This window comes from Nocardioides sp. NBC_00163 (genome assembly GCF_045206295.1).
Classification (GTDB): domain Bacteria; phylum Actinomycetota; class Actinomycetes; order Propionibacteriales; family Nocardioidaceae; genus Nocardioides.
Window position 1 is genome coordinate 5,066,376 of sequence record NZ_CP108155.1, and the last position, 24,152, is coordinate 5,090,527.

Here is a 24,152-nt window from a genome sequence, read left to right on the forward strand (position 1 = left end):
CGGGAAGGGGAGCGAGGGTGGATATTCTGGCGACGTGTTCTGGAGAAGTCTGAGCGAGGTGCCCGCCGACCTCGGCCGCACCTGTGTCGTGGTCGGCAACTTCGACGGCGTCCATCTCGGGCACCAGCATGTGCTGCGCCGGGGGCGAGAGGTGGCGGACGCCAAGGAGCTCACCCTGGTGGCGGTCACCTTCGACCCGCACCCGATGGCGGTGCTGCGGCCCGAGCACGCCCCCGGTGTGCTCACCAGGATGGAGGAGCGCGCCGAGCTCCTGCTCGCGGCCGGTGCCGATGCGGTGCTCGCGCTGCCGTTCGACATGGAGATGGCCAACTGGTCACCCGACGACTTCGCCCAGCGCGTGCTCGTCGACGCGCTGCACGCAGAGGCGTGCGTGGTCGGCGCCAACTTCCGCTACGGCTGCAAGGCCGCCGGCGACGTGGCCGACCTGGTCGCCTACGGCAAGATCCACGACTTCTCCGCCGAGGGGATCCCGCTCGACGGCGGGCCCCAGGTGTGGTCCTCGACCTACATCCGTACGTGTCTGGCGACCGGTGACGTCTCCGGCGCCGCCGAGGCGCTGGGCCGTCCCTACTCGGTGCGCGGCGTCGTCGTGAAGGGCGACCAGCGTGGCCGCGAGCTCGGGTTCCCGACGGCCAACGTGCCCACCGACTCGCTGACCGCGGTGCCGCCCGACGGCATCTACGCGGGCTGGCTGACGAGGCGTGACACCGGCGAGCGGTTCCCGGCCGCCATCTCGGTCGGCACGAACCCCACGTTCGAGGGCGTGGTCGGGCGCCGGGTCGAGTCCTATGTGCTCGACCGCGACGACCTGGAGCTCTACGGCGTCGAGGTCGAGGTCGCCTTCGTGGAACGGCTGCGCGGCATGGTCGCCTTCGAGGGGATCGACGCGCTCGTCGAGCAGATGCGCGCCGACGTGGTGCGGGCGCGACCCATCCTTCAGCAGGGTCTTACCGAGCCGTAGACCCCGCGGCCTGTTCAGCAGGGTCCAGGTGCGGTTGAATTGTTGGCTATGGATCCCCACCCCACCCCAACGTCCGCCTACGAGACCGAGGTCGAGGCCGAGCGCCCCCGCGGCGGCATCCCGGCCTTCCTCAACGCGGTCCTGGTCACCGGTGGCCTCTGGGTCCTGCAGTTCCTCTCCGGCTCCGCGCCGTTCTCGACCTGGATGGAGGAGAACGGCACCGACTCGGCCGGCTGGGTGGCCGCGCTGCTCGGCGACCGGCTCACCTACTTCGGCGACGGCTCCTTCAGCGGCCTCTTCTCCGGCGACGAGCTGGTGAACTCCGCCGTCCTCACCGGCACCGTCTTCGTGCTCACCTGGCTGCTGACCTGGCTCGGCACCATCGGCATCTGGCCGCGGGCGTTCTGGCCGGTGTTCCTCGGCTGCTGGTTCGCCGCGATCGTCGCCACCGCCGCCGGACAGGTCGCCGGGAGCCTCTACTCCTACCTCGCCGGCAGCTCGGCGTCGTTCGTGGCCACGCTCGGCGAAGCGCTCGAGTCGGGTGCTGCGTACGGACTGACCTACGGGTGGGCGACCGGGTTCCTGATCGCGCTGATCTGGCTCGCGGTGCCGGGCAAGAGCGATGAGGTGGAGGAGTACACGCCGATGTCCTCGCTCATCTCCGGCGGATCCGGCGGCCCTGGTGGTCCCGCGGGTCCTGGCGGTCCCGGCGGACCTGGGGGAGCGCCGGGTGGCTACGGCCAGCAGCTGCGCGCCAGCGTCGCGGTGCCGACCGCCCAGACCCGCCTCGCGCCGGCCTCGCCGTCGGGGCGGCCCGTTCAGCCCGTTCAGGTGCGCACCTTCACCGGCCCCACCCGGGCCACTGGTCCGGCCGGCGACACGGCCGCCTGGAAGGACTTCGTCCGCGACGTGCGCGGCCGGTCCTAGTCGACCCGAATCCTCGGCCGGCTGCTCGACGTCGCTGAGCTCCTCGGCGGCGCGCGGTGCAATGCTCTGGCAAGTAGTGCGCACTGCGTAGTAGTGTGCCAAGCATGGATACCACCCAGCTGCTCAAAGGGGTGCTCGACCTGACCGTCCTGGCCGTCGTCGACGGCGAGGACGCGTACGGCTATGACATCGTCCGCAAGCTCCGCGACAGCGGGCTCACGGACGTCGGCGACGCTTCGGTCTACGGCACCCTGCGGCGGCTGTACGCCGCCGGCGCCCTGACCTCCTACGTCGTCCCGTCGGAGTCCGGTCCGCACCGCAAGTACTACGGCATCACACCTGCCGGCCAAGGCCAGCTCAAGCAGCAGAGCGAGGACTGGTCCCACTTCTCCACCACCGTCACCGAGATCCTCCGAGGGGCAAGCGCATGACGACCACAGATGCCGAGCCGAACGTCGCGCCGGAGGTGCGGCTCTTCCTGGCTCGCGTACGCCGCGAGCTCGACGACCTCGACCCGGAGGTGCTCAGCGACATCACCGACGGGCTCGAGGCCGACTTCACCGAGCTGGTCGAGGAGCGCGGTCCCGACGCGCTCGGCGACCCGGTCGAGTACGCAAAGGAGCTGCGGGCCGCCGCGGGCATCCCCGTGGGCGTGAAGGCGCCTCGCGGGTTCGCGGAGCGGGTCGACGGGCTCCTGGACGCAGGCCACGACCGCTTCGACGCGGCGGTCGCCAAGGGCGGTGAGCTGCTGCGTACGGACCTGGGGCCCGTGGTCGCCTGGCTGCGGCCGCTGTGGTGGATCGTGCGTGCCTGGGCCGCGGCCTGGCTGGTCTCGGCGATGTTCGGGTGGAGCATGTCGAGCGCCCCGGCCGTGCTGCTGCTCATCGTCGCGGTGGCGGTCAGCATGTTCATCGGCGCCGGACGCGTCTGGCCCGGTGGTGAGCGTGGGACCGCCGCACGGGTCGTGCTCCTGGGCCTGAACACGTTCGCCGCGTTCGTGCTCTTCATGACCTGGGCGAGCGGGGGCGGCGGCAGCACCGACTACGACCGTGGCTGGAGCGACGGCTTCAACGAGGCCGGCGCCGGCGGCGGGTACGCCGCGCCGATGGACGAGCAGGCCGGGATCTACTCCAACGGGAAGTGGGTCAGCAACATCTACCCGTACGACGCCTCGGGCAAGCCGCTGACCGGCGTCCAGCTCTTCGACCAGGAGGGGAAGCCGATCGACGTCGTCACCCAGCCCGACTGCACCTCGACGAGCGCCGCTCCGCTCCCGCCGGTCACCGGCGACGAGCTCGACATGGCCGAGGTCGTCTGCACCGACGAGATGACCGGTGAGCCGCTGCAGCCACGGATCTTCTACCCGTGGTCCAACGGTGCCGCGCAGCTCTACAACGTCTTCCCGCTGCCCAGCCGCGTCCAGCCGGGCACCGCGCTCGACCCGAACGCGTTCGCGGACGGGAGCGAGGACGCACCGGCGATCCAGGAGCCGCCGCTGGCGACCGTACCGAAGGCGTCGCTTCCCGGGATCACGACGAGCTCGCCCAGCGCCTCGCCCAGCGCCTCGCCCAGCGCCTCGCCGAGCGCCGCTGGGAAACCATGAGCTGACCGATGCAACCGAACCCGGCTCCACAGCGTCGAACCCAGTGGCGGGAGAGACGAGGGGGAGAGTGATGAAGTTCTGGTGGAGGTTGCGCCGGCTGGTGGCGCGTCTCGTGATCGTGGCGTGATCCGGCGGCGATTCGGGGCGTACGCCGGCTCGCTGTTAATCTTCTCGGGTTGTCGACCCATGGGGGTCGGCGGCTCAAGCCGTGAAATCGGCCGCGGACCAAGAGTGCCCCGGTGAACAGGCCCGGGCGCGCCGCGCAACGAGTAGGCCTACGGGCCGGAAGGGAGCCTTCGCATGGCAGTTGGAACTGACGCGGAGACCAAGAAGAAGATCATCGCCGAGTACGCCACGACCGAGGGTGACACCGGCTCGCCGGAGGTGCAGATCGCGCTGCTGTCGCACCGCATCTCCCACCTGACCGACCACCTCAAGGAGCACAAGCACGACCACCACAGCCGTCGTGGCCTGCTGCTGCTCGTCGGCCAGCGCCGTCGCCTTCTCAACTACCTTCAGAAGAAGGACATCGAGCGCTACCGCTCGATCATCGAGAAGCTCGGCCTTCGTCGTTGATCTCTTGATCTTCGTACGCAGCGGGTCGCCCCTACGGGGGCGGCCCGTTCGCCTGTTTTAGGGAAGGTTGGGCCCGAGTGGGCATTCCTGACCGTTCTCGGGTGAATCAGGCGCAGTGTGGAGCCCGTGCATCGACAGATTGCGGGCAAACTGACCGGGCCGAAGACCAAGTACGTCGTGGTCGTTTTCTGGCTGCTCGCCGTGGTGGCCCTCGGCGGGTTCGCAGGGAAGCTGACCGAGGTGCAGAACAACGAGGCCAGCTCCTGGCTGCCGGAGTCGGCGGAGTCGACCCGCGGGTTCGACAAGATGAGCCCCTTCCAGAACCCCAACGCGATCCCCACCACGCTCGTCTACACCTCGACCACCACCACCGGAGCCGACCTCGCTGCGGTCGCCTCGGGTGACATCGCCGAGCTCGGCGGTCTCGACGGGGTCGAGGGCGAGATCGAGCCGCCGCGGTTGTCCGAGGACGGCGAGGTCGCCCAGCTCACCGTGACCTTCGACCTCGGCTCCGACGGCTGGAACAAGATGCCCGACCTCGTCGACGAGGTCCGCGGGATCGCCGACCACGACGGCGTACGACTGCACGTCACCGGCCAGGGGGGCTCCGCGGCCGACGCGGCGGAGGCGTTCGGCGGCATCGACACGACCCTGCTGCTGGCCGCGCTCGCGGTGGTCGTGGTCATCTTGCTGTTCGTCTATCGCAGCCCGGTGCTCTGGCTCTTCCCGATCGTCTCGGTGGTGGTCGGCCTGGGCGTGACGATGGGCCTGGTCTACTTCCTGGCGAAGGAGGCAGGGCTGACCGTCAACGGCCAGAGCCAGGCCATCTTGAGCATCCTGGCGATCGGTGCCGGCACCGACTACGCCCTGCTGCTGGTCTCCCGCTACCGCGAGGAGCTGCGCAACTTCGAGGACCGTCACGACGCGATGGCGCATGCCCTGCATCGTGCCGCCCCGGCGATCCTCGCCAGCGCCGTGACGGTCGCCCTGGCCATGCTCTGTCTGACCTTCGCGGAGATGAACTCGACCTCCGGGATGGGGCCGGTCGTAGCCGTCGGGATCGGGGTGACCTATCTGGCGATGGTCACCCTGCTGCCTGCCCTGCTGGTCATCTGCGGCCGCTGGGTCTTCTGGCCGAAGCGTCCGGCGTTCGGGTCGGAGGACCCGACCGATACCGGACTGTGGGCGAGAGTCGGCCGGATGGTCTCGGTCCGGCCGCGCAGGGTCTGGGTGGTGACGACCGGCCTCCTGCTCCTCGCCTGCCTCGGCCTGTTCCGGCTCGACGCCAACGGACTGGCATCGGACGAGACCTACACCAAGGAGTTCGACTCGATCACCGGCCAGCAGGTGCTGGTCGATCACGAGATGGCCGACCAGTCCAACCAGCTGCTCGTGGTCGCCGACGCGGCGGCGCAAGCGCAGGTGCAGCAGGCGCTCGACGGCGTCGACGGGCTGGTGCCCACCGAGACCCCGGCGGGGGAGATGGTGAGCTTCCCGCTCGGCCCGCCGCAGGACGGCGTCGTCGCGATCGCGGCGGTGGTCGATGCGGACGTGACCTCGCCCGAGGCGTACGACATCGTGGCCGCCGCACGCTCGGCGGTGCAGGAGGCGGACGGCTCGGGCGCGCTGGTCACCGGAACCTCGGCGATGATGCTCGACACCCTCGACGCCAGTCAGCGCGACAACCTGGTGATCATCCCGATCGTCCTGCTGGTCGTGCTGCTGGTGTTGATGGTGCTCCTGCGGGCGCTGCTCGCCCCGTTGATCCTGCTCGGCACGGTGATCCTGTCGTTCGGGGCGGCACTCGGCATCTCGGTGCTGCTCTTCGAGTTCGTCTTCGGCTTCGCAGGCACGGACCCGGGGTTCCCGCTGTTCGCCTTCGTGTTCCTGGTCGCGCTGGGCATCGACTACAACATCTTCCTGATGACCAGGGTGCGTGAGGAGGCGGAGGTCCTCGGCACCCGGGCGGGGTCGCTCGTCGGCCTGACCTCGACCGGTGGCGTGATCACCTCGGCGGGCGTCGTGCTCGCCGCGACGTTCCTGGTGCTCGGCTCGCTGCCGATGGTCTTCCTGGCCGAGATCGGGGTGACCGTCGCGCTGGGGGTCATGCTCGACACGATGATCGTCCGGTCGATCCTGGTCACCGCCATCAACCTCGATGCCGGCGACCGGATCTGGTGGCCGAGTCGGCTGGCGAAACCTAAACAAGAGTAAGTTGGTCATGTTAATATCCCGGCATGACGTCCCCAGGTCTGAACCGACGCACCTTCCTCACCACCGCGGCGCTCGGGGCGGCAGCGGTGGGCACCACCCAGGTCACTGACTCGGTGACGGCCGGCGCCGCCGCGGGTGCTCCCGCGATCCTCAAGCCGCTGCCCGTCGAGCGGTTCATCGACTACGGCACCAACGCCGAGACCCGCTGGGACTCGGTCGACCCGCGCCGCTACCTGACCCCGCAGGCCGACCTCTTCGTGCGCAACCACACCGCGACCCCGCAGATCGACCCCGAGACGTACGAGCTGGAGATCTTCGGCGACGGGCTGCGCGACCCTGCCGGCGTCCGGCTCACCCTCGACGACCTGAAGGCCTTCCGGCACGTCGAGACGACCTCGGTGCACGAGTGCACCGGCAACGGCCGCAGCTTCTTCCTCACCCAGCAGGGCCAGGAGGTCAGCGGCACCAAGTGGACGCTGGGCGCGGTGGGTGCGGTCCGCTGGAAGGGCGTACGCCTGGCGGACGTCCTGACCGCCACCGGCATCCGTCAGGACGCGGTCTCGGTGCAGGCGAGCGGGCTCGACGCCAGCTATGTGGACAAGGGGGTCGACTACGGCCGGGTGCGGCGCCCGTTCCCGATCGAGAAGGCCTTCGACGACGCCCTGCTCGTCTGGGGCGCCAACGGTGAGGACCTGCTGCCCGACCACGGCTTCCCGCTACGGCTGCTGCTGCCCGGCTGGATCGGCATCGCGAGCATCAAGTGGCTCGGCTCGCTGGAGGTGTCCACGAGCGTGCTGACCTCGCCGTGGGACACGAAGTGGTACAACGTCGACGGCCCGCTCACCGTCAACCCGGTCCGCTCCGCCCTCGAGCTCGAGTGGAACGCCGAGATCCCGGCCGGTGACCGGATCGTGCTGAGCGGCCGCTCCTGGTCCGGTGCCGCGCCGATCGCGCGTGTCGAGATCAGCACCGACGGGGGAGAGACCTGGGCGCGGGCGGTTCCGCACGCGCCGGGCCGCCCGACCGGCGGCCACGGCCTCGGCTGGGCGCAGTGGGACCACACCTGGCGCAACCCCGAGCCGGGGGCGTACGAGATCCTCGTCCGGGCCACCGACCGGGCCGGCCGCAGCCAGCCCGACGTCGCCTCCCACAATCCCGGCGGCTACCTCTTCGACGCCGTCGTACGTCACCCCGTCACCGTCGTGTGATGCCCCGCCGGAGGCACGCGCGTGCCTCCGTTCCGCATTTCGGGCAGGGGACGGATAGGCTGAGCGATGAGTGCTAGCGCCAGCGGCGCGGGCACTCGGAAAACGAAACACATCACCAGGAGCGGCCCGCCCGTCCGGCTCGGTCCTCGGTAGTGATTCCCAGGTCTGTTCTGCCGACCTGAGGGTCTCGATCGAAGACCGGCCCCGTGCACAACGAGTGCACATGCCCGGCGCGGGGGCGCTCCGAGACCTAGACAAGGACGAATCCTTGACTGAACCAGTCATCACTGCCGTCGAGACGACCATCGACAACGGCAAGTTCGGCACCCGCACCGTCAAGTTCGAGACCGGGCTGCTCGCCCGGCAGGCCGCGGGTTCCGTGACCGCCTACCTCGATGACGAGACGATGCTGCTCTCGGCGACCACCGCAGGCAAGACCCCGAAGGAGCACTTCGACTTCTTCCCGCTGACGATCGACGTCGAGGAGCGGATGTACGCCGCGGGCAAGATCCCCGGCTCGTTCTTCCGCTCCGAGGGTCGCCCGGGCGAGGACGCGATCCTCACCTGCCGCCTGATCGACCGCCCGCTGCGCCCGACCTTCAAGAAGGGTCTGCGCAACGAGGTCCAGGTCGTCATCACCGTCATGGCGCTCGACCCCGACCAGCCCTACGACGTGCTCGCGATCAACGCCGCGTCCATGTCCACCCAGCTCTCCGGCCTGCCGTTCTCCGGCCCGGTCGGCGGCGTTCGCGTCGCCCTGATCGAGGGCCAGTGGGTCGCCTTCCCGTCGCACAGCCAGCTCGAGAACGCCGTCTTCGACATGGTCGTCGCCGGCCGTGTCACCGACACCGGTGACGTCGCCATCATGATGGTGGAGGCTGAGGCCACCGAGGTCGCCTGGGAGCTCGTCCAGTCCGGCACCCAGGCCCCGAACGAGGCCATCGTGGCCGGTGGTATCGACGCCGCCAAGCCGTTCATCAAGCAGCTCGTCGAGGCTCAGGCCGAGCTGGCCAAGCAGGCGGCCAAGCCGGTGCAGGACTACCCGGTCTTCCTGGACTTCCAGGACGACGTCTACGAGGCCGTCGAGGCCACCGTCGGCGCCGATGTCACCGACCTCTACAGCGTCAAGGGCTCGCGCGAGCGCGTCCTGACCAAGCTGGAGCGCGAGGAGGAGGGCGATCGGATCAAGCTCGCCCTGCTCGAGAAGATCGGCGCCCAGTTCGAGGGTCGCGAGGGCGAGATCGGTGCGGCGTACAAGGCCATCACCAAGAAGGCCATCCGCGAGCAGGTCCTGCGCGACAAGGTCCGCATCGACGGTCGTGGCCTGGCCGACATCCGTCCGTTGCACGCTGAGGTCGGCGTGATCCCGCGGGTCCACGGCTCGGCGCTGTTCGAGCGCGGCGAGACCCAGATCCTGGGCGTCACCACCCTCGACATGCTCAAGATGGAGCAGCAGCTCGACACGCTCTCCCCGGAGAAGCACCGTCGCTACATGCACAAGTACGTCTTCCCGCCGTTCTCCACCGGTGAGACCGGCCGCGTGGGCTCGCCCAAGCGCCGCGAGGTCGGCCATGGCGCCCTGGCGCGCCGCGCCCTCCTGCCGGTGCTCCCGGGCCGCGAGGAGTTCCCCTACGCGATCCGCCAGCTCTCCGAGGCGATGGGCTCCAACGGCTCCACCTCGATGGGCTCGGTCTGCGCCTCGACCATGTCGCTGCTGCAGGCCGGTGTCCCGCTGAAGGCTCCGGTCGCCGGCATCGCGATGGGCCTGATCTCGGGTGAGATCGACGGCGAGACCAAGTACGTCGCGATCACCGACATCCTCGGTGCCGAGGACGCCTTCGGCGACATGGACTTCAAGGTCGCCGGCACCGCGGAGTTCGTCACTGCGCTGCAGCTCGACACCAAGCTCGACGGCATCCCGGCCGAGGTCCTCGCGCAGGCCCTCAACCAGGCCAAGGACGCCCGCCTGTCGATCCTCGAGGTGATGTCCGAGGCGATCTCCACCCCGGACGAGATGGCCCCGACCGCCCCGCGGATCATCACCGTGAAGGTCCCCGTCGACAAGATCGGCGAGCTGATCGGGCCCAAGGGCAAGGTCATCAACCAGATCCAGGACGACACCGGCGCCCAGATCTCCATCGAGGACGATGGCACGGTGCTCATCGGCGCGACCGACGGCAACGCCGCCGAGGCCGCCCGTGCGGCGGTCAACGCGATCGCCAACCCGACCATGCCCGAGGTCGGCGAGCGCTACCTCGGCACGGTCGTGAAGACGACCAACTTCGGCGCGTTCGTCGCCCTGCTCCCGGGCAAGGACGGCCTGCTCCACATCACCAAGCTGCGCGCCCTCAACGGCGGCAAGCGGGTCGAGTCGGTGGAGGACGTCGTCGAGGTCGGCCAGAAGATCCAGGTCGAGATCGCCGAGATCGACGACCGCGGCAAGCTCTCGCTGGCCCCGGTGCTCGAGGAGGAGGCTCCTTCCGAGGAAGCTCCTGCGGAGACCGCCACCGAGGCCGCAGACGAGGAGTGACCTTGGTGTCACGCACCACCCGGGGGACCGGTCGACACGCAGGTGTCGGCCGGTCCTCCGGCTATAACCAGGAGCCCGGCACCACCGTCACGCTCGAGCAGACCGAGGTCAACGGCGCGGTGACGTCGCTCGTACGCCGCACGGTCCATCCCTCGGGCCTGCGGATCGTGACCGAGCAGATGGCCGGGGTCCGTTCGGCGGCCATCGGCGTCTTCATCGGCGTCGGGTCCCGCGACGAGACCGCGCGTCAGCACGGCTGCTCCCACTTCCTCGAGCACCTGCTGTTCAAGGGCACCCCGTCGCGTACGGCCTTGGAGATCTCCTCCTCGTTGGACCGCGTCGGTGGGGAGTTCAACGCCTACACCGCCAAGGAGTACACGTGCTTCCACGCGCGGGTGCTCGACGTCGACCTGCCGCTGGCGATCGACGTCGTGGGCGACATGCTGACCTCTTCGCTGATCACGGGGGAGGACGTGGAGGCCGAGCGTGACGTGATCCTCGACGAGATCGCGATGCACGACGACGACCCCGACGACGTGATCCACAACCTCGTCTCCGCGCAGGCGTGGGGTGCCGAGACACCGCTCGGGCGGGGCATCGCCGGCACGGAGGCCTCGATCGCCGCGCTGACCCGCGAGGAGATCAACGACTTCTACCGGGCCCACTACGTGGCGCCCAGGATGGTCGTCTCGGTCGCGGGCAACGTCGACCACGACGAGGTCGTGGCGATGGTGGAGAAGGCGTTCTCCGGCTCGGGCTTCCTGCGGGGATCGGCCGCGCCGGTGCCTCCGCGTGAGGGGTCGCCGCTCGAGGTCGCACCCGGCGAGATCAGCGCCCAGCGGCCACTGGAGCAGGTCAACGTCATCCTGGCCCGAGAGGGTCTGCAGCGCGGCGACGACCGCCGCTTCGCCTTCGAGGTGGTCAACACCGCCGTCGGCGGCGCCACCTCCTCACGGCTCTTCCAGGAGGTCCGCGAGCACCGGGGCCTGGCCTATTCGGTCTTCTCCTACGCCTACAGCCACGCCGAGACGGGTCTCTTCGGGGTCCAGGTCGGCTGCCTGCCGGCCAAGCTCGACGAGGTCCTCGAGGTCGTACGCTCCGAGCTGGCCGCCGTCGCCCGCGACGGCATCACCGCCGAGGAGCTCGAGCTCGGCAAGGGCCAGCTCCGTGGCGGCCTCGTGCTGGGCCTGGAGGACTCGGCGTCACGGATGTCCCGCATCGGCCGCGCCGAGCTGGTCCACCGCGAGCTCTACTCGATCGACGAGGTGCTGGCGCGGATCGACGCGGTCACTCTGGAGGAGTGCCGTGAGGTGGCCGCCGAGATCCTCACCCGACCCGAGATCTTGGCCGTGGTGGGCCCCGCCTGACCCAAGCCCGCCGAGACGTCGATTTTTGAGCCCGAGACGTCGATTTCTGACGCCGAATGGACCATTCGGCGTCAGAAAGTGACGCTTCGGCGCGCTTGGGGTCAGCGCTTGCCGATGATCCCGACCGCAGCGGGGACCTTGGAGTCGACGATGGAGACGCGGAAGCCGGCGTCGGCCAGGGCCTTGCTCGACTTCTCGATGATCTCGGGGACCTGCTCTCGCTGGGTGGCCTCGTAGAAGAGGTTGACCGTGCCGCCGGGGAGCACGCGCTCGTGGAGCAACGCTATCTCGGCGGATGCGTCACGCACCCAGAACAGGTTGACGTTGAACGCGAACACCTTCGTCAGCCGCTTGACCGGGACCCGCAGCGTCGCGAGGTCGATCTGGCGGACCGTGAGGCGTCCTGCCTCCAGGTACTTCGCGCAGCGTCGCTTCGTACGATCGACACCCGACTCCGAGCGGTCGATCGCAAACAGCTTTCCGGTCTCCAGCCGGCTACAGATCAGCTCGGCACCAGCCCCCGGGCCACAGCCGATCTCAAGGACATGATCGTTCGGTTGAATGTCCATGAAATCAACGGCCCAACGGATCCGAGCAGGGATCGTCTGCACCACCATGGGTCCAAGACTGCCAGATCCTCATACGGTTCCGCGCACAGCCCCTTCGACAAGCTCTGAACAAGCCTCGCAATTTGTTCACCGGATGGTGGTCGATCGTTGCTGGAGCGTGATCTATAAGGTGTGGCCTCATGACTAAGGTGGCTGTTCTCGGTGCACGTGGAAAGCTCGGTTCGGCGGTCTGTGAGGCCGTCGAGTCCGCTGACGACCTGGAGCTCGTCGCCAGGATCGGTCGCGACGACGAGCTCTCGGCGATCACCGACGCCGGTGCCGAGGTGGCCGTCGACGTCACCACGCTCGAGGCGGTGATGGGCAACGCGGAGTTCTGTCTGTCCCACGGCGTGCACACGGTGATCGGCACCTCGGGCTTCGGGCCCGACCGCGTCGAGCAGCTCGAGACCTGGCTTGCGAAGAACCCGGGCGTCGGCGCGATGGTGGTGCCCAACTTCTCGGTCGGCGCGGTGCTGATGATGCGGTTCGCCGAGCTCGCCGCCGCCCACTTCCCGTCGGTGGAGATCGTCGAGACCCACCACGAGCGGAAGGCTGACGCCCCATCGGGGACGGCACGCAGGACCGCCGAGCTCGTCGCTGCGGCGCGCCGCGAGGCCGGGGTGGACCCGGCGCCCGACGCGACCACCTCGGCCCTCGACGGGGCCCGTGGGGCCTCTGTGGACGGCATCCCGGTCCACTCCCTGCGGATGTCCGGATCGGTCGCCCACCAGGAGGTCATCCTCGGCGGTGTCGGCGAGCTCCTGACCATCCGTCACGACTCGCTCTCGCACGCCTCCTTCGCCCACGGCGTGCTCGCCGCGATCCGCGGCATCGGCTCGCGGCCGGGGCTCACGGTCGGCCTGGAGGAAGTCCTCGGTCTCGTCTGAGACCGCCGGGGAGTCAGGTCAGCCCGGGCAGAGGTCGCTGGGTTCGAGCGACTCGTCCTTGGGCTGCTCGGCGGGGTCGGCGAGCAGGCTGCGGTAGTCGTCGTGCCGCAGCGGTCCGTCGGCGAGCTCACCCGAGGACCGCGGTACCTGCAGCGGCCCGGCGTCGTACTCCATCTCCACCTGGTCCACGCCGGGGATCGAGGTCAGTGACAGCACCGTCTGCGCCGTCGCGAGCACGACCCGGTTGGTGGCGAGCGTGTCGTCGAGGGAGACGCGGAGGTGGGCGGTGCGATGGGTGATCGCCACGAGCTTCAGCCATCTCTCCGGAGGCAGGGCCGTGCCGAGCCCGGAGCCCAGATCGCGCGCCGAGGGTCCGTCGCCGAGCTGGTCGAGGATGTCTTTGGCGACCCCCCTCAGGGTCTTCGCGCAGAAGCTCGCCGCGGGCCGGCCGACGAGCCGGTCCTCGGCGTCGACCCAGTAGAGGCGGGGACCGGCGAGACCGCGCGCCGCGCCCGAGGGGACCTCGTCCACGTCCTCGAGCAGGTGGTACGGCACTTCCGAAGGGTCGACGGTGCGTACCTCGTCGTCATCGGGGACTCCGCACGACGTCACCGCGAGCAGGAGCAGGCCGGCGGCGCCCGCCGCCCAGGACGTACGCACCGCCCTCATGTCGCCTCTCGAGCCGCGGCGGTCCTCGCCGTGGGTGCCAGTGGGAAGGAGAGCACGAAGTCGGCTCCGCCGGAGTCCGCCTCGCGGCACCAGACCGAGCCGTCGTGGAGCTGCGCGGTCTGCTCGACGATGCTCAGCCCCAGTCCGCTCCCGGTGGTCGCGCCGCGGGCGCCCATCCTGGCGAACCTGTCGAAGATGCGTTCTCGTTCGGCGGCGGGGACGCCGGGTCCGGAGTCGGAGACATGGATCTCCGCGTAGCCGCGGCGTGCGATCGCGCGCACCGCGGTCAGGCCGCCGCCGTGGGTCTCCGCGTTGCGCACCAGGTTGGCCAGCGCCCGGTGCACCTGGAGCCGGTCGGCATAGATCGCGAGATCCGCGGGGACGTCGACGGTGACCCTGTCGTCGATCTCGGCCTCGGCGAGGGTGGCGGCGACCAGGTCCGCGACACCCAGCACCTCCCACTCCGACTCGCGCACGCCCGCGTCGAGTCGTCCCAGGGTGATCAGGTCCTCGAGCGCGCCGCGGAACCGGTCAAGCTCGCCGGCCATCAGCCCGACGGCGGTCGCCGAGCTCGGCGAGAGCGTGCTGTCGCCCTGCAGGACACCGAGACTCGTGGTGAGGGTGGCGACCGGCGTACGAAGCTCGTGGCTGACGTCGGCCGCGAAGCGGGCGTCATGGTCGAGGCGCTCGACGACGGTGTCGACCATCGTGTTGAACGACCCGGTGAGGGTCGCCAGATCGGGGTCGTCGGTCGCCTCGACCCGGGTGTCGAGCTCTCCGGCGGAGATCCTGGCGGCGGCCAGCGCGACCTGCCGCAGCGGCCGCAGCACCCGCCGGGCCGCGTACCACCCCAGGACTCCGCCGGCGAGGGTCGTGATGGCCGCTGAGATCGCGAGCGAGTAACCCATCGTGTCGAGGGTCTCGCTGAGCTCCTTGGCGTGGGTGACCTCGTAGTAGTCGGCGTCCACCCCTTCGAGCGGGACGCCGACCACGATGTTGGGCCGGTTGCCGGTATCGGTCCAGGTCAGCGCGACCTCTCCGGCCTCGACGCTGGTCGCGACGTTGCTGGTGGCGTCGTGGACCTGCGTGGTGAGATCGGAGGAATACCACTGGCCGTCCTGGTGGACGAACACCGTGGTTCGCCTCGGCGGGGCGATCTCGGACAGGACCTCGGCGACGTTCACGCCGTTCGTGCGCAGCCGCTCCTTGACCAGGGCAGCGTCGATGTAGGCCTGCTGCAGTGCGTTCCGCTCGCGCTGGACGATCAGGTAGTGCCGCGCGGAGAAGTAGGTGCTGAAGGCGAGGATCAGGCTGATCAACAGGGCGCCGGCAGCGAAGGCCGCCACGACGTTGGCGCGAAGCCCGCGTAGGACCGGCCGCCGGCTCATCGCGGATCCAGCCGGTAGCCCAGTCCACGCACCGTCGAGATGACCCGGCCGGTCACCGGGTCGTTGTCCACCTTGTTGCGCAACCGGCTGACGTGCACATCGACCACCCGGACGTCACCGTGGTGGCCCTCGGGCCACATCTGGTTGACCAGGTTCTCGCGGGTCATCACCCGGCCGGGGCTGGTCGCCAGCGCCAGCAGGAGCTTGAACTCGGTGCTGGTGAGGTGCAGATCCTCGGGGCCGCGACGCAGGGTGGCGGCCGCCGGGTCGAAGACCAGCGGCCCGTCGGTCGAGTCGAGCACGACACCCCCGATGGGGGTGTAGCCGCCCGAGGTGGGAGCGACCGGGTAGTCAGGGCGCCGCAGCGCGGCCTTGATCCGGGCTCTGACCTCGGCGACGTCGAACGGCTTGCGTACGTAGTCGTCTGCTCCTGCCTCCAGCGCCGCGACCACGTCCTTGGATCCGTCTCGCGCGCTGATCACGATGATCGGAGCGGTCGTCCGCGGGCGAACGTTGCGGATGAAGGTGAAGCCGTCGATGCCGCCGAGCATCAGGTCGACGAGCATCACGTCGAACGGCTCCGCGGCGGCCAGATCGAGGGCGATCTCGGCATCGTCGGCCTCACCGACCACGTATCCCTCCTGCTCGAGGAAGAGCCGGAGGGAGGTACGCAGCCCGTAGTCGTCCTCCAGGATGAGCACTCGCTTGGCTGCCTCTTGCACGTCTCGCATCGTCTCACCCGAACGGGTGGGAGGCCGACTCGTGGTGGCCTGCCCGCCGGAAGTGACACGAAACTGACACGAAACTGCGAAAGGACCTCCATACAGCCTGGGCAGTGTGTGCGGCATGAGCGAGGCGGACTTCTACCCGGTCGACGAGATCGTCGTCGTCCCGTTCTCGGACGCCACCTGCCTGCGGGCGATCCACAACCTGCGCTGGCGGCTGACGGAGATGCTCGGGGGAGGTCCTGAGGCGGTCGTGGTCGACCTGTCCGGCCTGACCGAGTTCTCCTCGACGACCGTCGCGGCGCTGCTGTGGGCCAAACGGCGCTGCGGGACGCGGGGCGTGCCCCTACGTCTCCGGAACGCCGATCCGGCGCTTGCCGGACGGCTTCGACGAGCGGGCCTCGACACCATCTGGGACATCCAGACGGCTCCGGCCGCACCAACCCCCACCCGAAAGGTCAATTGATGAGCAACTACGTCCACGAGACCGACCGCGAGGATGCGGCCGATCTGCTGACGCCGGACCAGGCGATGAGCCAGGTACGGGCGTGGACCGACTCACGGGTCGTCGGCAACCGCGCCGCCAACCGGCTCGAGGTGCTCGCAGCCTTCGGCGTCCATGTGGCCATCTCGAACCTGCCCGGCGAGATCTGGGTCAAGCTGGCATGGCGTACGCCGACCCGGGTCGAGCTCTCCACGGTCTGGACGCTCACCTCGATGCCCGCGGCGGCACCGGAGCCCTTCATCGCCGACAAGCTCACCGATCTGGCCAGCGCCTGGAGCTTCCAGCACCGCATGGGCGGCGCCAGCCTGATCTGCGAGGTCGAGGACCCTCCCGGGTCCGAGACTCAGCGGTAGTCGTCGGGGAGCTGCGCGCCGATCTTGACCTGCGGCTTCGGCAGGCGCAGGGGGCGGATCTGGATGGAGCGCATGATCGCGTAGTAGGTGGTGCCCTTGAGGTCGTTGTCGGGGAAGCGGCGCTTGAGCTCCTTGCGGAGCAGGAAGCGCAGCGCGATCAGGTTGATGATCACGGTGGCCATCACGACGAGGGTGAAGAGCTGGGAGTACATCGCCAGCTCGAGGCTGATGTAGGGCACCACGAGCGCGATGATCAGCACCGGGAGCACGATCTCGGCGAAGGTGAACCGGGCGTCGATCCAGTCGCGGATGAACCGCTTGACCGGGCCCTTGTCGCGCAGCGGAAGGTAGCGCTCGTCGCCGGTCTTCATCGCCTGGCGCATCTTGTCGCCCTGCTCGGAGCGCTGGGCGCGGTTGGCGGCGTTGATCTCCTTGCGGGAGCGCGGCTGCTTGAGCCGCGCCTTGCGGGCCGCCTCCGCTTCCTTGCGCGAAGGGGTCGGACGACCCTTACCGGTCTCCTTGACCGGGTTCTCGGGCTCGACGACCTGCGGGGCGGGGGACTTGCGACCGAACAACGGGTGACCTCTTACTGTTGGCTGGGACACATACAGGATATCCCGAAGGACCCTGACAGCGAGTTTTGTGGACCCGGCCTAAGGTGAGAGGCAACACTTGTCCTAGGACCACGAGAGTCCAGCGGCAAGCGACGACGCGGGGCGGCCGGCGGTCGGCCGCATATGAGAGGCGTAAAGGGAACCGATGAGTGTGATGAAGCGGCTGAGCCTGGTCTTCAAGGCGAAGGCAAACAAGGCGCTCGACAAGGCCGAGGACCCACGGGAGGTGCTCGACTACAGCTACCAGAAGCAGCTTCAGATGCTGCAGCAGGTGCGCCGCGGTGTCGCGGACGTCGCGACCAGCCGCAAGCGCGTCGAGCTGCAGATCAACGGGCTCAAGCAGCAGTCCGACAAGCTCACCCAGCAGGCCCAGAAGGCCATCGAGATGAACCGCGAGGATCTTGCCCGCGAGGCTCTTACGCGCAAGAGCGGTCTCACCCAGCAGATGAACGACCTCAACACCCAGCTCGCCACGCTTCAGGGTGAGGAGGAGAAGCTCACCCTCGCCCAGCAGCGGTTGCAGGCCAAGGTGGAGTCCTTCCGCACCAAGAAGGAGACCATCAAGGCGACGTACACCGCCGCCGAGGCGCAGACCCGGATCAACGAGGCGATCTCCGGCATCGGCGAGGAGATGGGCGACGTCGGCATGGCCATGCAGCGTGCCGAGGACAAGACCCTGGAGATGCAGGCTCGTGCCGGCGCCGTCGACGAGCTGCTCGCCTCCGGTGCCCTCGACGACCTCACCGCCGGTCCCACCGACGACATCACCCGCCAGCTCGACGCGCTCAGCTCGACCAGCGACGTCGAGGCCGAGCTCGCCGCGCTGAAGGGCATCAACGCCCCGCAGCAGACGCAGGCGCTGCCCGGTGCCGACGCCAACGCGCCGGTCATCGACGTGGAGTCGACCGAGAAGAAGGCCGAGCAGTGATCGTACGCATCCTGGGCGAGGGGCAGTACGACCTCGACGATGCCGCCGTCGACAAGCTCAACCAGCTCGACGCCGCGGTCGAGACCGCCTGCAAGGGCACCGACGAGGCCGTCTTCGACGCGGCCCTGGAGGCCCTGCTCGATGGCGTACGTTCGATGGGCACCGCCCACCCGGTCGACGCGATCGACTCCTCCGACCTGATCCTTCCCGGACCCGGCTCCACGCTCGCCGAGGTCTCCGAGATGCTCGGCGACGAGGGCCTCATCCCCGGTTAGAAACATGTCACGCTTCCAGGGTGATGCCGGGCTGACCGTCCGGATGACCACGGTGATGTTCCTGCTCGGCGCGCTGTTCGTCGGGCTCATCGTGGCGCTGATGTTCGTCATGCCCGCGCAGTGGGCGCCGATCATCGGCATCGTCGGGCTCGGGATCGCCTGGTGGCAGTGGTACGCCTCCGACACCCTCGCGATGCGCGCCATGGGCGCGCGCGAGGTGTCGGCCCAGGAGGCGCCCGAGCTGCACGCGATGATCGACCGGCTGTGCACGCTGGCCGACATGCCGAAGCCGCGGGTCGGGATCGCGCACACCGACATGCCCAACGCCTTCGCCACCGGCCGCTCGCCGAAGCGGTCCGCGGTCGTGGTGACCACCGGCATCATGCAGCGCCTGACCGCCGAGGAGCTGGAGGGCGTGCTCGCCCACGAGCTCTCCCACGTCGCCCACCGCGACGTGCTGGTGATGACGGTCGCCTCCTCGGCCGGCATCGTGGCCGGGATGCTGAGCCGCGGCTCCCAGTACGGTGCGTACGCAGGTGGCGGCCGCCGCGACAACAACAACGGTCTCCCGGTGTGGCTGGTGGTGCTGCTGGTCTCGCTGGCGGTCTACGCCGTCTCCTGGCTGCTGCTGCGGATGCTGTCGCGCTATCGCGAGCTGGCCGCCGACCGGGCCGGCGCGCAGCTGACCATGAAGCCGGGCGCGCTGGCCAGCGCGCTGCAGAAGATCACCGGTGAGATCTCCGCTATCCCGAGCCGCGACCTGCGGTCGTCGCAGGCCATGAACGCGTTCTTCATCGCGCCGGCGATCAGCGGCCAGTCGCTGCGTACGCTCACCTCGACGCACCCCTCGCTGGAGCAGCGCCTGGAGCAGCTCGCCCGGATCGAGGCCGAGCTCGGCCGCCCGACCCAGTAACGACGTGGGGATCAATAGGCGCCGAGTCCTGCGTCGCGAGGCGCGTGCGATGGCAAGGCGGCGCTCCGAGCGCAGACTGGGCGTCTGTGAAGGAGCGCCAACGCCGCCAGCGTGCGTGCATCGCGGCGCAGGGCCGGCGCTCTCCTATTGATCCCCACGTCGTAAAGTCGGCGACGTGGGCTTCTGGGACGTCATCACGGGTCGTACGCGGCCGAAGCAGGCCAACCTCGACGCATTGTTCGCGGTGCCGACGGCCGCGCTCACCATGCAGACCTCGCTCGGCCTGGTCCCGACCGGTGACGGAGCGGTCTGCTACCGGGCCGCGGCCGGCGCAGGGTTCGCCGGCACGCAGAAGGACATCGTCGAGCTGCTCGGCGCCTCCGAGAGCGCGCCGACGGTGACCACGAGCGTCGACGAGTTCGGTTTCACCTGGCTCAGCGTCGACCACGAGCCGCTGGACCCGGCCAACCCCGACATCACCGGCCTGGTCACCGACCTGCACGCGGTCAACACCACCCTGGAGATGAACGGCTTCGGCCCGGGGCTGCTGTGCTCGCTGATCGCCTTCCGCGACAGCAGCGCGGGCGCCGACGGGCGCAGCGTCGGCCTGATCTACCTCTACAAGCAGGGCACCTTCTACCCCTTCGTCCCGACCGGCCCGCAGCAGCGCGACAACCTGCTCGAGATCAACGTCCGTACCGCGATCGAGGGCGATCTACCGGTCGAGAAGGACCTCTCCCGCTGGCTCGCCGTCTGGGGAGCCCCCGGGCTCTGAGACCTGTGGAACGTGCACGGAGCTTCGGAGCGGTCGCGGAGGACTACGAGCGCTTCCGGCCCGGCTACCCCGAGGACCTGGTCGCGCTCGTGAAGGACGTCGCCGACGGCCCGGTGCGACGGGCGATCGAGGTCGGTGCCGGCACCGGGAAGGCGACCCGGACGTTCGCGGCCGCCGGGATCGAGGTGGTCGCCACCGACCCCGACGCCGACATGCTCGGCGTGCTCCGGCGTGAGTGCGCGGGCCTGCCGGTGACCACCGTGCACGCTGCTCTGGAGGAGCTCGACGCGGCGGCGTACGAGCCGTTCGACCTGCTCTACGCTGCCGCCGCCTGGCACTGGACGGCGCCGGCGACGCGGTGGGACCTCGCCACCGCCCTGGTCCGCGACGGGGGAGTGGTGGCCTTCTTCGGCGGCCCGTTCGTACTGGCCGACGACGAGGTCGCGGCCATCGAGGACGAGATGATCGCGGCGTACGCCCCGGAGGGCCGCCACCTGCCGCCGCCGTCTGCGGCTGACGCGCCGATGCTGTTCCCCGGGGACGAGATGCTGGCAGACGGTCGGCTGAGCGACGTACGCCAGCGGGAGGTGCCGCGCCGGTTCACCCTCGCCCGTGCGGACTACGTGCGCCACCTCGACACCATCTCCGCGATCCGGATCCTCTCGGCCGCCGACCGGTCCGCGCTCTTCGCCGACCTGGCCGCGGTTCTTCCTGAGCAGGTGGAGGTGCGCGCGGACCTGATGGTCCACACCGCCCGCCGGGCCGTCGACGCGCCTGATTCATAGGTTCCCCACAGCCGGAGCCGACCTCCCGCATAGCCACGCACACGACAGTCCTCTCGTCAGGCCTCCGGCGCCGCCGGGGCGTAGGAGAGAGGCAGTGTGGTGCGCAAGAGACTCACGGAGCGGTGGCGGAGGCTGGGGCGTACAGCCCGGATCCTGCTCGCCGCCGGGGTGGCGGCAGTGGTGGTCGGTGGCGGAGCGGGCGCGTGGGCACTCACCCGCGAGGACACCGCCCAGGCGCAGGCGATGCAGGTCCAGGCGACGTCCGGCACGGTGAAGGAGACCGTGTCGGCCAGCGGCACCGTGGAGGCGGCCGAGACCGCCGACCTGTCGTTCGAGGTATCCGGCACGGTGACGAAGATCTACGCCGCCGAGGGCGACACCGTGAAGAAGGGTGACCCGCTGGCCCGGGTGGACGACACCACCCTGGTCGCCGCCCGCACCGCGGCCGCGTCGGCCCTCACCGCCGCTCAGGAGCAGCTCGACACCGACGAGTCCTCGGGGGCCTCGGACGTACAGATCGCCTCGGACGAGGCCGCCGTCGCGGCCGCCGAGGCAGACCTCGACTCCGCTCGCGAGGCCGTGGACGATGCCGTGCTGCGCGCCACGATCGGCGGCACCGTGACCGCCTTCGACCTCGCCGTCGGTGACGTCGTGGGCTCATCGTCGGGCTCCTCGGGCTCGTCCTCCTCCGGTGGATCCGGTGGCTCTGACCTGCCGATGGGCGAGGACTCGGGCGGCGCGAGCTCTGGCAGCTCCACGGACTCGACGAGCACCGGCGCCGTCTCGATCGTCTCGGCGGGAGACCACGTCGTCGAGGCGACCGTCAGCGCGGACGATGCGGACTCCTTGAAGAAGGGTCTGCAGGCGACTGTCACCGTCAACGGGGTCGACGAGGAGGTCTTCGGCACCGTCGCGACGGTCGGCAAGGTCGCCGAGACGAGCTCCTCGGGCGCTGCGGTCTTCCCGGTGAGCATCACGGTCACCGGTGAGCGCGACGACCTCTACCCGGGCACCTCGGCCACGGCCGAGATCACCGTGAAGCAGCGCGAGGACGTGCTCACCGTGACCAGCGCCGCGATCACGACGGACGGCGACCAGGCGTACGTCCAGAAGGTCGTCGACGGCAAGGCGGTCAAGACGAAGGTGACGATCGGCGAGGTCTACGGCGCGACGACCGAGATCACCGACGGGCTCGCCGAGGGCGACACGGTCGAGATCGAGGCCTTCACCCGCCCCGGCGGCTCGAGGTCCGGGAGCCAGGAAGGCGGTCAGGAGGGCGGCTTCGGCGGCTTCGGCGGTGACGGGCAGATGGGGGAGATGCCCGGTGGCGGTCAGTTCCCCGGTGGCGGGATGCCCGATCAGATGGGTGGCGGTCGGTGAGCGCGAGCGCCCCGGTCGTCTCCGTGGACGGCGTGCGGAAGACGTACCGATCCGGCTCGATCGAGTTCGAGGCACTGCGCGGAGTCGACATGGAGATCGACGCGGGGGAGTACGTCGCCGTGATCGGGCCCTCCGGCTCGGGCAAGTCGACCCTGATGAACATCCTCGGCTGCCTCGACGTGCCGACCGAAGGCAGCTACCACCTCGGCGGGGAGGACGTCTCGACGATGTCGGAGGCATCCCTCGCCCACGTACGCAATCGGCGGATCGGCTTCGTATTCCAGCAGTTCAACCTGCTGCCGAGCCTGCCGGCCTGGCGCAACGTCGAGCTCCCGCTGATGTACGCCGGTGTGCCCAGGTCGAAGCGTCGCGAGCGCGCCGCCCGGGCCCTGGAGCGGGTCGGGCTCGGCGACCGCCTCGAGAACCGTCCCGGCGAGCTCTCCGGCGGTCAGCAGCAGCGGGTCGCGGTGGCCCGGGCGCTGGTCACCGAGCCGGACATCATCCTGGCCGACGAGCCGACCGGAAACCTCGACTCCGGATCGACCGAGGCCGTGCTCGCGCTGCTCGACGAGCTGCACGCGAGCGGCCGGACCATCGTGCTGATCACCCACGAGCACGACGTCGCCGCGCGCGCCGGCCGCAGGCTGACCATCCGCGACGGCCTGATCACGGCCGACGAGCCGGTGCTCGCCGGAGGTGCACGATGAGCTGGGCCGAGACTCTCGCGACCGCCTGGGACGCGGTGCGCTCGCACCGGCTGCGGTCGCTGCTGACGATGCTCGGCATCGTCATCGGCATCGCCTCGGTGATCCTCACCGTCGGCCTCGGCCAGGGTGCGCAGGACCAGGTCAAGAGCCAGATCAGCGCGCTGGGGAGCAACCTGCTGATCGTCTCGCCGGGCTCCTCCACCGACTCCTCGGGCGTACGCGGCGGCTTCGGGTCGGCCTCCACGCTGACCCTCTCCGACGCCGAGGCGCTCGATGACGACGCGGCCGCGCCGGACGTGAAGGCGGTCGCCCCGGTGACCACCTCGAACGCGCAGCTCGACACCGCCTCGACCAACTGGACGACCTCGCTGGTGGGTGCCACGACCACGTGGCCGCAGGTGCGCAAGCGCGAGGTCGCCACCGGCCGGTTCTTCACCTCCGAGGAGGTGGCCTCGGGTGCGAAGGTCGTCGTGCTCGGCGCCGACACCGCCGCCGAGCTCTTCACCGGGCCGGCCAGCCCCGTCGGCGAGACGGTCTCGGTAGGCGGCACCGCGCTGACCGTGATCGGGGTGCTGGAGTCGACCGGGGCTAGCTCGTCGGGCTCCACCGAGGACGACACCGCGGTCACCCCGATGGGCACCGCGAAGTCGCTGACCGGCTCGACCAGCAGCTCGGTCTCGACGGTCTACGTCGAGGCGGTCTCCGACGAGGCCCTGCCGGCGGCCTACCAGGAGATCAATGCGCTGCTCCTCAACCTGCACGGCGTGAGCGCCGACGATGCCGACTTCTCGATCTCCTCGCAGGACTCGCTGGTCGAGACCGCCAACGCCACCAACAAGACCCTGACGGTGCTGCTCGGCGGCATCGCGGCGATCTCGCTGCTCGTGGGCGGCATCGGCGTCATGAACATCATGCTCGTCTCCGTCACCGAGCGGATCCGGGAGATCGGTCTGCGCAAGGCGCTCGGCGCGACCCCGTCGGTGATCCGGCGGCAGTTCCTGGCCGAGGCATCCCTGCTCGGCCTGGCCGGTGGTGTCGTCGGCATCGTCATCGCCGCCGTCGGCGCCTGGGGGCTTCCCGGTCTGATCGACCAGCCCGTCTCCCTGTCCCTCCTGGCCACCGCCGCCGCGCTGGTCACCTCCTTGGCACTCGGCGTCGGCTTCGGGGTCTACCCCGCCAGCCGGGCCGCTCGCCTGACCCCGATCGACGCGCTCCGCAGCGAGTGACACCACC

At 69.8% G+C, this 24,152-nt stretch carries 25 protein-coding genes; 20 read left to right on the plus strand and 5 right to left on the minus strand.

Annotated features, from left to right (window positions below; all coding sequences use genetic code 11):
- Positions 1–34: 34 nt before the first annotated feature.
- The 9 genes from OG801_RS24275 to OG801_RS24315 all read left to right on the plus strand — a co-directional run bounded on the left by OG801_RS24275 (position 35) and on the right by OG801_RS24315 (position 11,407).
- A complete protein-coding gene (locus OG801_RS24275; protein ID WP_355018007.1) occupies positions 35–982 on the plus strand; it encodes a bifunctional riboflavin kinase/FAD synthetase in 948 nt (315 codons plus the stop codon).
- A gap of 48 nt (positions 983–1,030) precedes the next feature.
- Complete coding sequence (locus tag OG801_RS24280) at positions 1,031–1,909, plus strand: hypothetical protein (protein WP_406031711.1); 879 nt, start codon at positions 1,031–1,033, stop codon at positions 1,907–1,909.
- Between the two features lie 104 nt (positions 1,910–2,013).
- Positions 2,014–2,340 (plus strand): PadR family transcriptional regulator, encoded by a 327-nt coding sequence (locus OG801_RS24285; RefSeq protein ID WP_045548854.1) that lies wholly within the window; start codon positions 2,014–2,016, stop codon positions 2,338–2,340.
- Complete coding sequence (locus tag OG801_RS24290; protein ID WP_406031712.1) at positions 2,337–3,512, plus strand: hypothetical protein; 1,176 nt, start codon at positions 2,337–2,339, stop codon at positions 3,510–3,512. The genes OG801_RS24285 and OG801_RS24290 overlap by 4 nt, the downstream gene beginning before the upstream one ends.
- Positions 3,513–3,812: 300 nt before the next feature.
- A complete protein-coding gene (rpsO, locus tag OG801_RS24295; RefSeq protein WP_008363208.1) occupies positions 3,813–4,088 on the plus strand; it encodes a 30S ribosomal protein S15 in 276 nt (91 codons plus the stop codon).
- 126 nt (positions 4,089–4,214) lie between these two features.
- The gene (locus OG801_RS24300; RefSeq protein WP_355018004.1) at positions 4,215–6,302 is read left to right on the plus strand and encodes an MMPL family transporter; all 2,088 of its coding nucleotides are present in this window, start codon (positions 4,215–4,217) and stop codon (positions 6,300–6,302) included.
- A gap of 23 nt (positions 6,303–6,325) precedes the next feature.
- The gene (locus OG801_RS24305; protein ID WP_406031713.1) at positions 6,326–7,510 is read left to right on the plus strand and encodes a molybdopterin-dependent oxidoreductase; all 1,185 of its coding nucleotides are present in this window, start codon (positions 6,326–6,328) and stop codon (positions 7,508–7,510) included.
- Positions 7,511–7,778: 268 nt separating this feature from the next.
- Positions 7,779–10,040 carry a polyribonucleotide nucleotidyltransferase gene (locus OG801_RS24310; protein WP_355018002.1) on the plus strand — a complete coding sequence of 754 codons (2,262 nt, stop codon included), beginning with the start codon at positions 7,779–7,781 and terminating at the stop codon, positions 10,038–10,040.
- Between the two features lie 5 nt (positions 10,041–10,045).
- Positions 10,046–11,407, plus strand: coding sequence for a M16 family metallopeptidase (locus OG801_RS24315; RefSeq protein WP_406031714.1), 1,362 nt, complete (start codon positions 10,046–10,048; stop codon positions 11,405–11,407).
- 101 nt (positions 11,408–11,508) lie between these two features.
- Here OG801_RS24315 and OG801_RS24320 read toward each other — a convergent pair whose 3' ends face one another.
- Complete coding sequence (locus OG801_RS24320; RefSeq protein ID WP_336738557.1) at positions 11,509–11,976, minus strand: class I SAM-dependent methyltransferase; 468 nt, start codon at positions 11,974–11,976, stop codon at positions 11,509–11,511.
- A gap of 179 nt (positions 11,977–12,155) precedes the next feature.
- Between OG801_RS24320 and dapB the strand changes: the two genes are divergently transcribed.
- Positions 12,156–12,902: a 4-hydroxy-tetrahydrodipicolinate reductase gene (gene dapB, locus OG801_RS24325; protein WP_406031715.1), complete on the plus strand. Its 747-nt coding sequence runs from the start codon at positions 12,156–12,158 to the stop codon at positions 12,900–12,902.
- Between the two features lie 18 nt (positions 12,903–12,920).
- Here the strand turns inward: dapB and OG801_RS24330 are convergent, their stop codons facing one another.
- The 3 genes from OG801_RS24330 to OG801_RS24340 are packed head-to-tail and all read right to left on the minus strand — an operon-like array spanning position 12,921 to position 15,690.
- A complete protein-coding gene (locus tag OG801_RS24330; protein ID WP_406031716.1) occupies positions 12,921–13,562 on the minus strand; it encodes a GerMN domain-containing protein in 642 nt (213 codons plus the stop codon).
- A gap of 5 nt (positions 13,563–13,567) precedes the next feature.
- Positions 13,568–14,959, minus strand: coding sequence for an ATP-binding protein (locus OG801_RS24335; RefSeq protein WP_406031717.1), 1,392 nt, complete (start codon positions 14,957–14,959; stop codon positions 13,568–13,570).
- Positions 14,956–15,690: a response regulator transcription factor gene (locus tag OG801_RS24340; RefSeq protein ID WP_355017997.1), complete on the minus strand. Its 735-nt coding sequence runs from the start codon at positions 15,688–15,690 to the stop codon at positions 14,956–14,958. The genes OG801_RS24335 and OG801_RS24340 overlap by 4 nt, the downstream gene beginning before the upstream one ends.
- 115 nt (positions 15,691–15,805) lie before the next feature.
- Here OG801_RS24340 and OG801_RS24345 point away from each other — a divergent pair, with 115 nt between their 5' ends.
- Positions 15,806–16,150: an STAS domain-containing protein gene (locus tag OG801_RS24345; protein WP_406031718.1), complete on the plus strand. Its 345-nt coding sequence runs from the start codon at positions 15,806–15,808 to the stop codon at positions 16,148–16,150.
- Complete coding sequence (locus OG801_RS24350) at positions 16,150–16,542, plus strand: hypothetical protein (protein WP_355017995.1); 393 nt, start codon at positions 16,150–16,152, stop codon at positions 16,540–16,542. Before OG801_RS24345 ends, OG801_RS24350 begins: the two co-directional genes overlap by 1 nt.
- Here the strand turns inward: OG801_RS24350 and OG801_RS24355 are convergent.
- Entirely contained in the window at positions 16,533–17,117 is a 585-nt protein-coding gene (locus tag OG801_RS24355) for a DUF3043 domain-containing protein (protein ID WP_406031719.1), read from the minus strand. The genes OG801_RS24350 and OG801_RS24355 overlap by 10 nt on opposite strands.
- A gap of 184 nt (positions 17,118–17,301) precedes the next feature.
- Here OG801_RS24355 and OG801_RS24360 point away from each other — a divergent pair, with 184 nt between their 5' ends.
- The 8 genes from OG801_RS24360 to OG801_RS24395 all read left to right on the plus strand — a co-directional run bounded on the left by OG801_RS24360 (position 17,302) and on the right by OG801_RS24395 (position 24,145).
- Positions 17,302–18,084 carry a PspA/IM30 family protein gene (locus OG801_RS24360; protein ID WP_355017993.1) on the plus strand — a complete coding sequence of 261 codons (783 nt, stop codon included), beginning with the start codon at positions 17,302–17,304 and terminating at the stop codon, positions 18,082–18,084.
- On the plus strand, positions 18,081–18,359 hold the full coding sequence (locus OG801_RS24365; RefSeq protein WP_355017992.1) for a PspA-associated protein PspAA: 279 nt from the start codon (positions 18,081–18,083) through the stop codon (positions 18,357–18,359). The genes OG801_RS24360 and OG801_RS24365 overlap by 4 nt, the downstream gene beginning before the upstream one ends.
- A gap of 4 nt (positions 18,360–18,363) precedes the next feature.
- Entirely contained in the window at positions 18,364–19,272 is a 909-nt protein-coding gene (gene htpX, locus OG801_RS24370; protein ID WP_355017991.1) for a zinc metalloprotease HtpX, read from the plus strand.
- 175 nt (positions 19,273–19,447) lie between these two features.
- Positions 19,448–20,047: a hypothetical protein gene (locus OG801_RS24375; RefSeq protein WP_406031720.1), complete on the plus strand. Its 600-nt coding sequence runs from the start codon at positions 19,448–19,450 to the stop codon at positions 20,045–20,047.
- A gap of 5 nt (positions 20,048–20,052) precedes the next feature.
- The gene (locus OG801_RS24380; RefSeq protein WP_406031721.1) at positions 20,053–20,832 is read left to right on the plus strand and encodes a class I SAM-dependent methyltransferase; all 780 of its coding nucleotides are present in this window, start codon (positions 20,053–20,055) and stop codon (positions 20,830–20,832) included.
- 99 nt (positions 20,833–20,931) lie between these two features.
- Entirely contained in the window at positions 20,932–22,212 is a 1,281-nt protein-coding gene (locus OG801_RS24385; protein ID WP_406031722.1) for an efflux RND transporter periplasmic adaptor subunit, read from the plus strand.
- The gene (locus OG801_RS24390; protein ID WP_406031723.1) at positions 22,209–22,919 is read left to right on the plus strand and encodes an ABC transporter ATP-binding protein; all 711 of its coding nucleotides are present in this window, start codon (positions 22,209–22,211) and stop codon (positions 22,917–22,919) included. Before OG801_RS24385 ends, OG801_RS24390 begins: the two co-directional genes overlap by 4 nt.
- On the plus strand, positions 22,916–24,145 hold the full coding sequence (locus tag OG801_RS24395) for an ABC transporter permease (protein WP_406031724.1): 1,230 nt from the start codon (positions 22,916–22,918) through the stop codon (positions 24,143–24,145). The genes OG801_RS24390 and OG801_RS24395 overlap by 4 nt, the downstream gene beginning before the upstream one ends.
- Positions 24,146–24,152: the final 7 nt, after the last annotated feature.

What these genes read in the sequence shown, in the direction of transcription:
- OG801_RS24280 (WP_406031711.1), top strand. Translation starts at nt 1,031, where the DNA reads ATGGATCCCCACCCCACCCCAACGTCCGCCTACGAGACCGAGGTCGAG.
- OG801_RS24285 (WP_045548854.1), top strand. Translation starts at nt 2,014, where the DNA reads ATGGATACCACCCAGCTGCTCAAAGGGGTGCTCGACCTGACCGTCCTG.
- OG801_RS24290 (WP_406031712.1), top strand. Translation starts at nt 2,337, where the DNA reads ATGACGACCACAGATGCCGAGCCGAACGTCGCGCCGGAGGTGCGGCTC.
- rpsO (WP_008363208.1), top strand. Translation starts at nt 3,813, where the DNA reads ATGGCAGTTGGAACTGACGCGGAGACCAAGAAGAAGATCATCGCCGAG.
- OG801_RS24305 (WP_406031713.1), top strand. Translation starts at nt 6,326, where the DNA reads ATGACGTCCCCAGGTCTGAACCGACGCACCTTCCTCACCACCGCGGCG.
- OG801_RS24320 (WP_336738557.1), bottom strand. Translation starts at nt 11,976, where the DNA reads ATGGACATTCAACCGAACGATCATGTCCTTGAGATCGGCTGTGGCCCG.
- dapB (WP_406031715.1), top strand. Translation starts at nt 12,156, where the DNA reads ATGACTAAGGTGGCTGTTCTCGGTGCACGTGGAAAGCTCGGTTCGGCG.
- OG801_RS24335 (WP_406031717.1), bottom strand. Translation starts at nt 14,959, where the DNA reads ATGAGCCGGCGGCCGGTCCTACGCGGGCTTCGCGCCAACGTCGTGGCG.
- OG801_RS24340 (WP_355017997.1), bottom strand. Translation starts at nt 15,690, where the DNA reads ATGCGAGACGTGCAAGAGGCAGCCAAGCGAGTGCTCATCCTGGAGGAC.
- OG801_RS24345 (WP_406031718.1), top strand. Translation starts at nt 15,806, where the DNA reads ATGAGCGAGGCGGACTTCTACCCGGTCGACGAGATCGTCGTCGTCCCG.
- OG801_RS24350 (WP_355017995.1), top strand. Translation starts at nt 16,150, where the DNA reads ATGAGCAACTACGTCCACGAGACCGACCGCGAGGATGCGGCCGATCTG.
- OG801_RS24360 (WP_355017993.1), top strand. Translation starts at nt 17,302, where the DNA reads ATGAGTGTGATGAAGCGGCTGAGCCTGGTCTTCAAGGCGAAGGCAAAC.
- htpX (WP_355017991.1), top strand. Translation starts at nt 18,364, where the DNA reads ATGTCACGCTTCCAGGGTGATGCCGGGCTGACCGTCCGGATGACCACG.
- OG801_RS24395 (WP_406031724.1), top strand. Translation starts at nt 22,916, where the DNA reads ATGAGCTGGGCCGAGACTCTCGCGACCGCCTGGGACGCGGTGCGCTCG.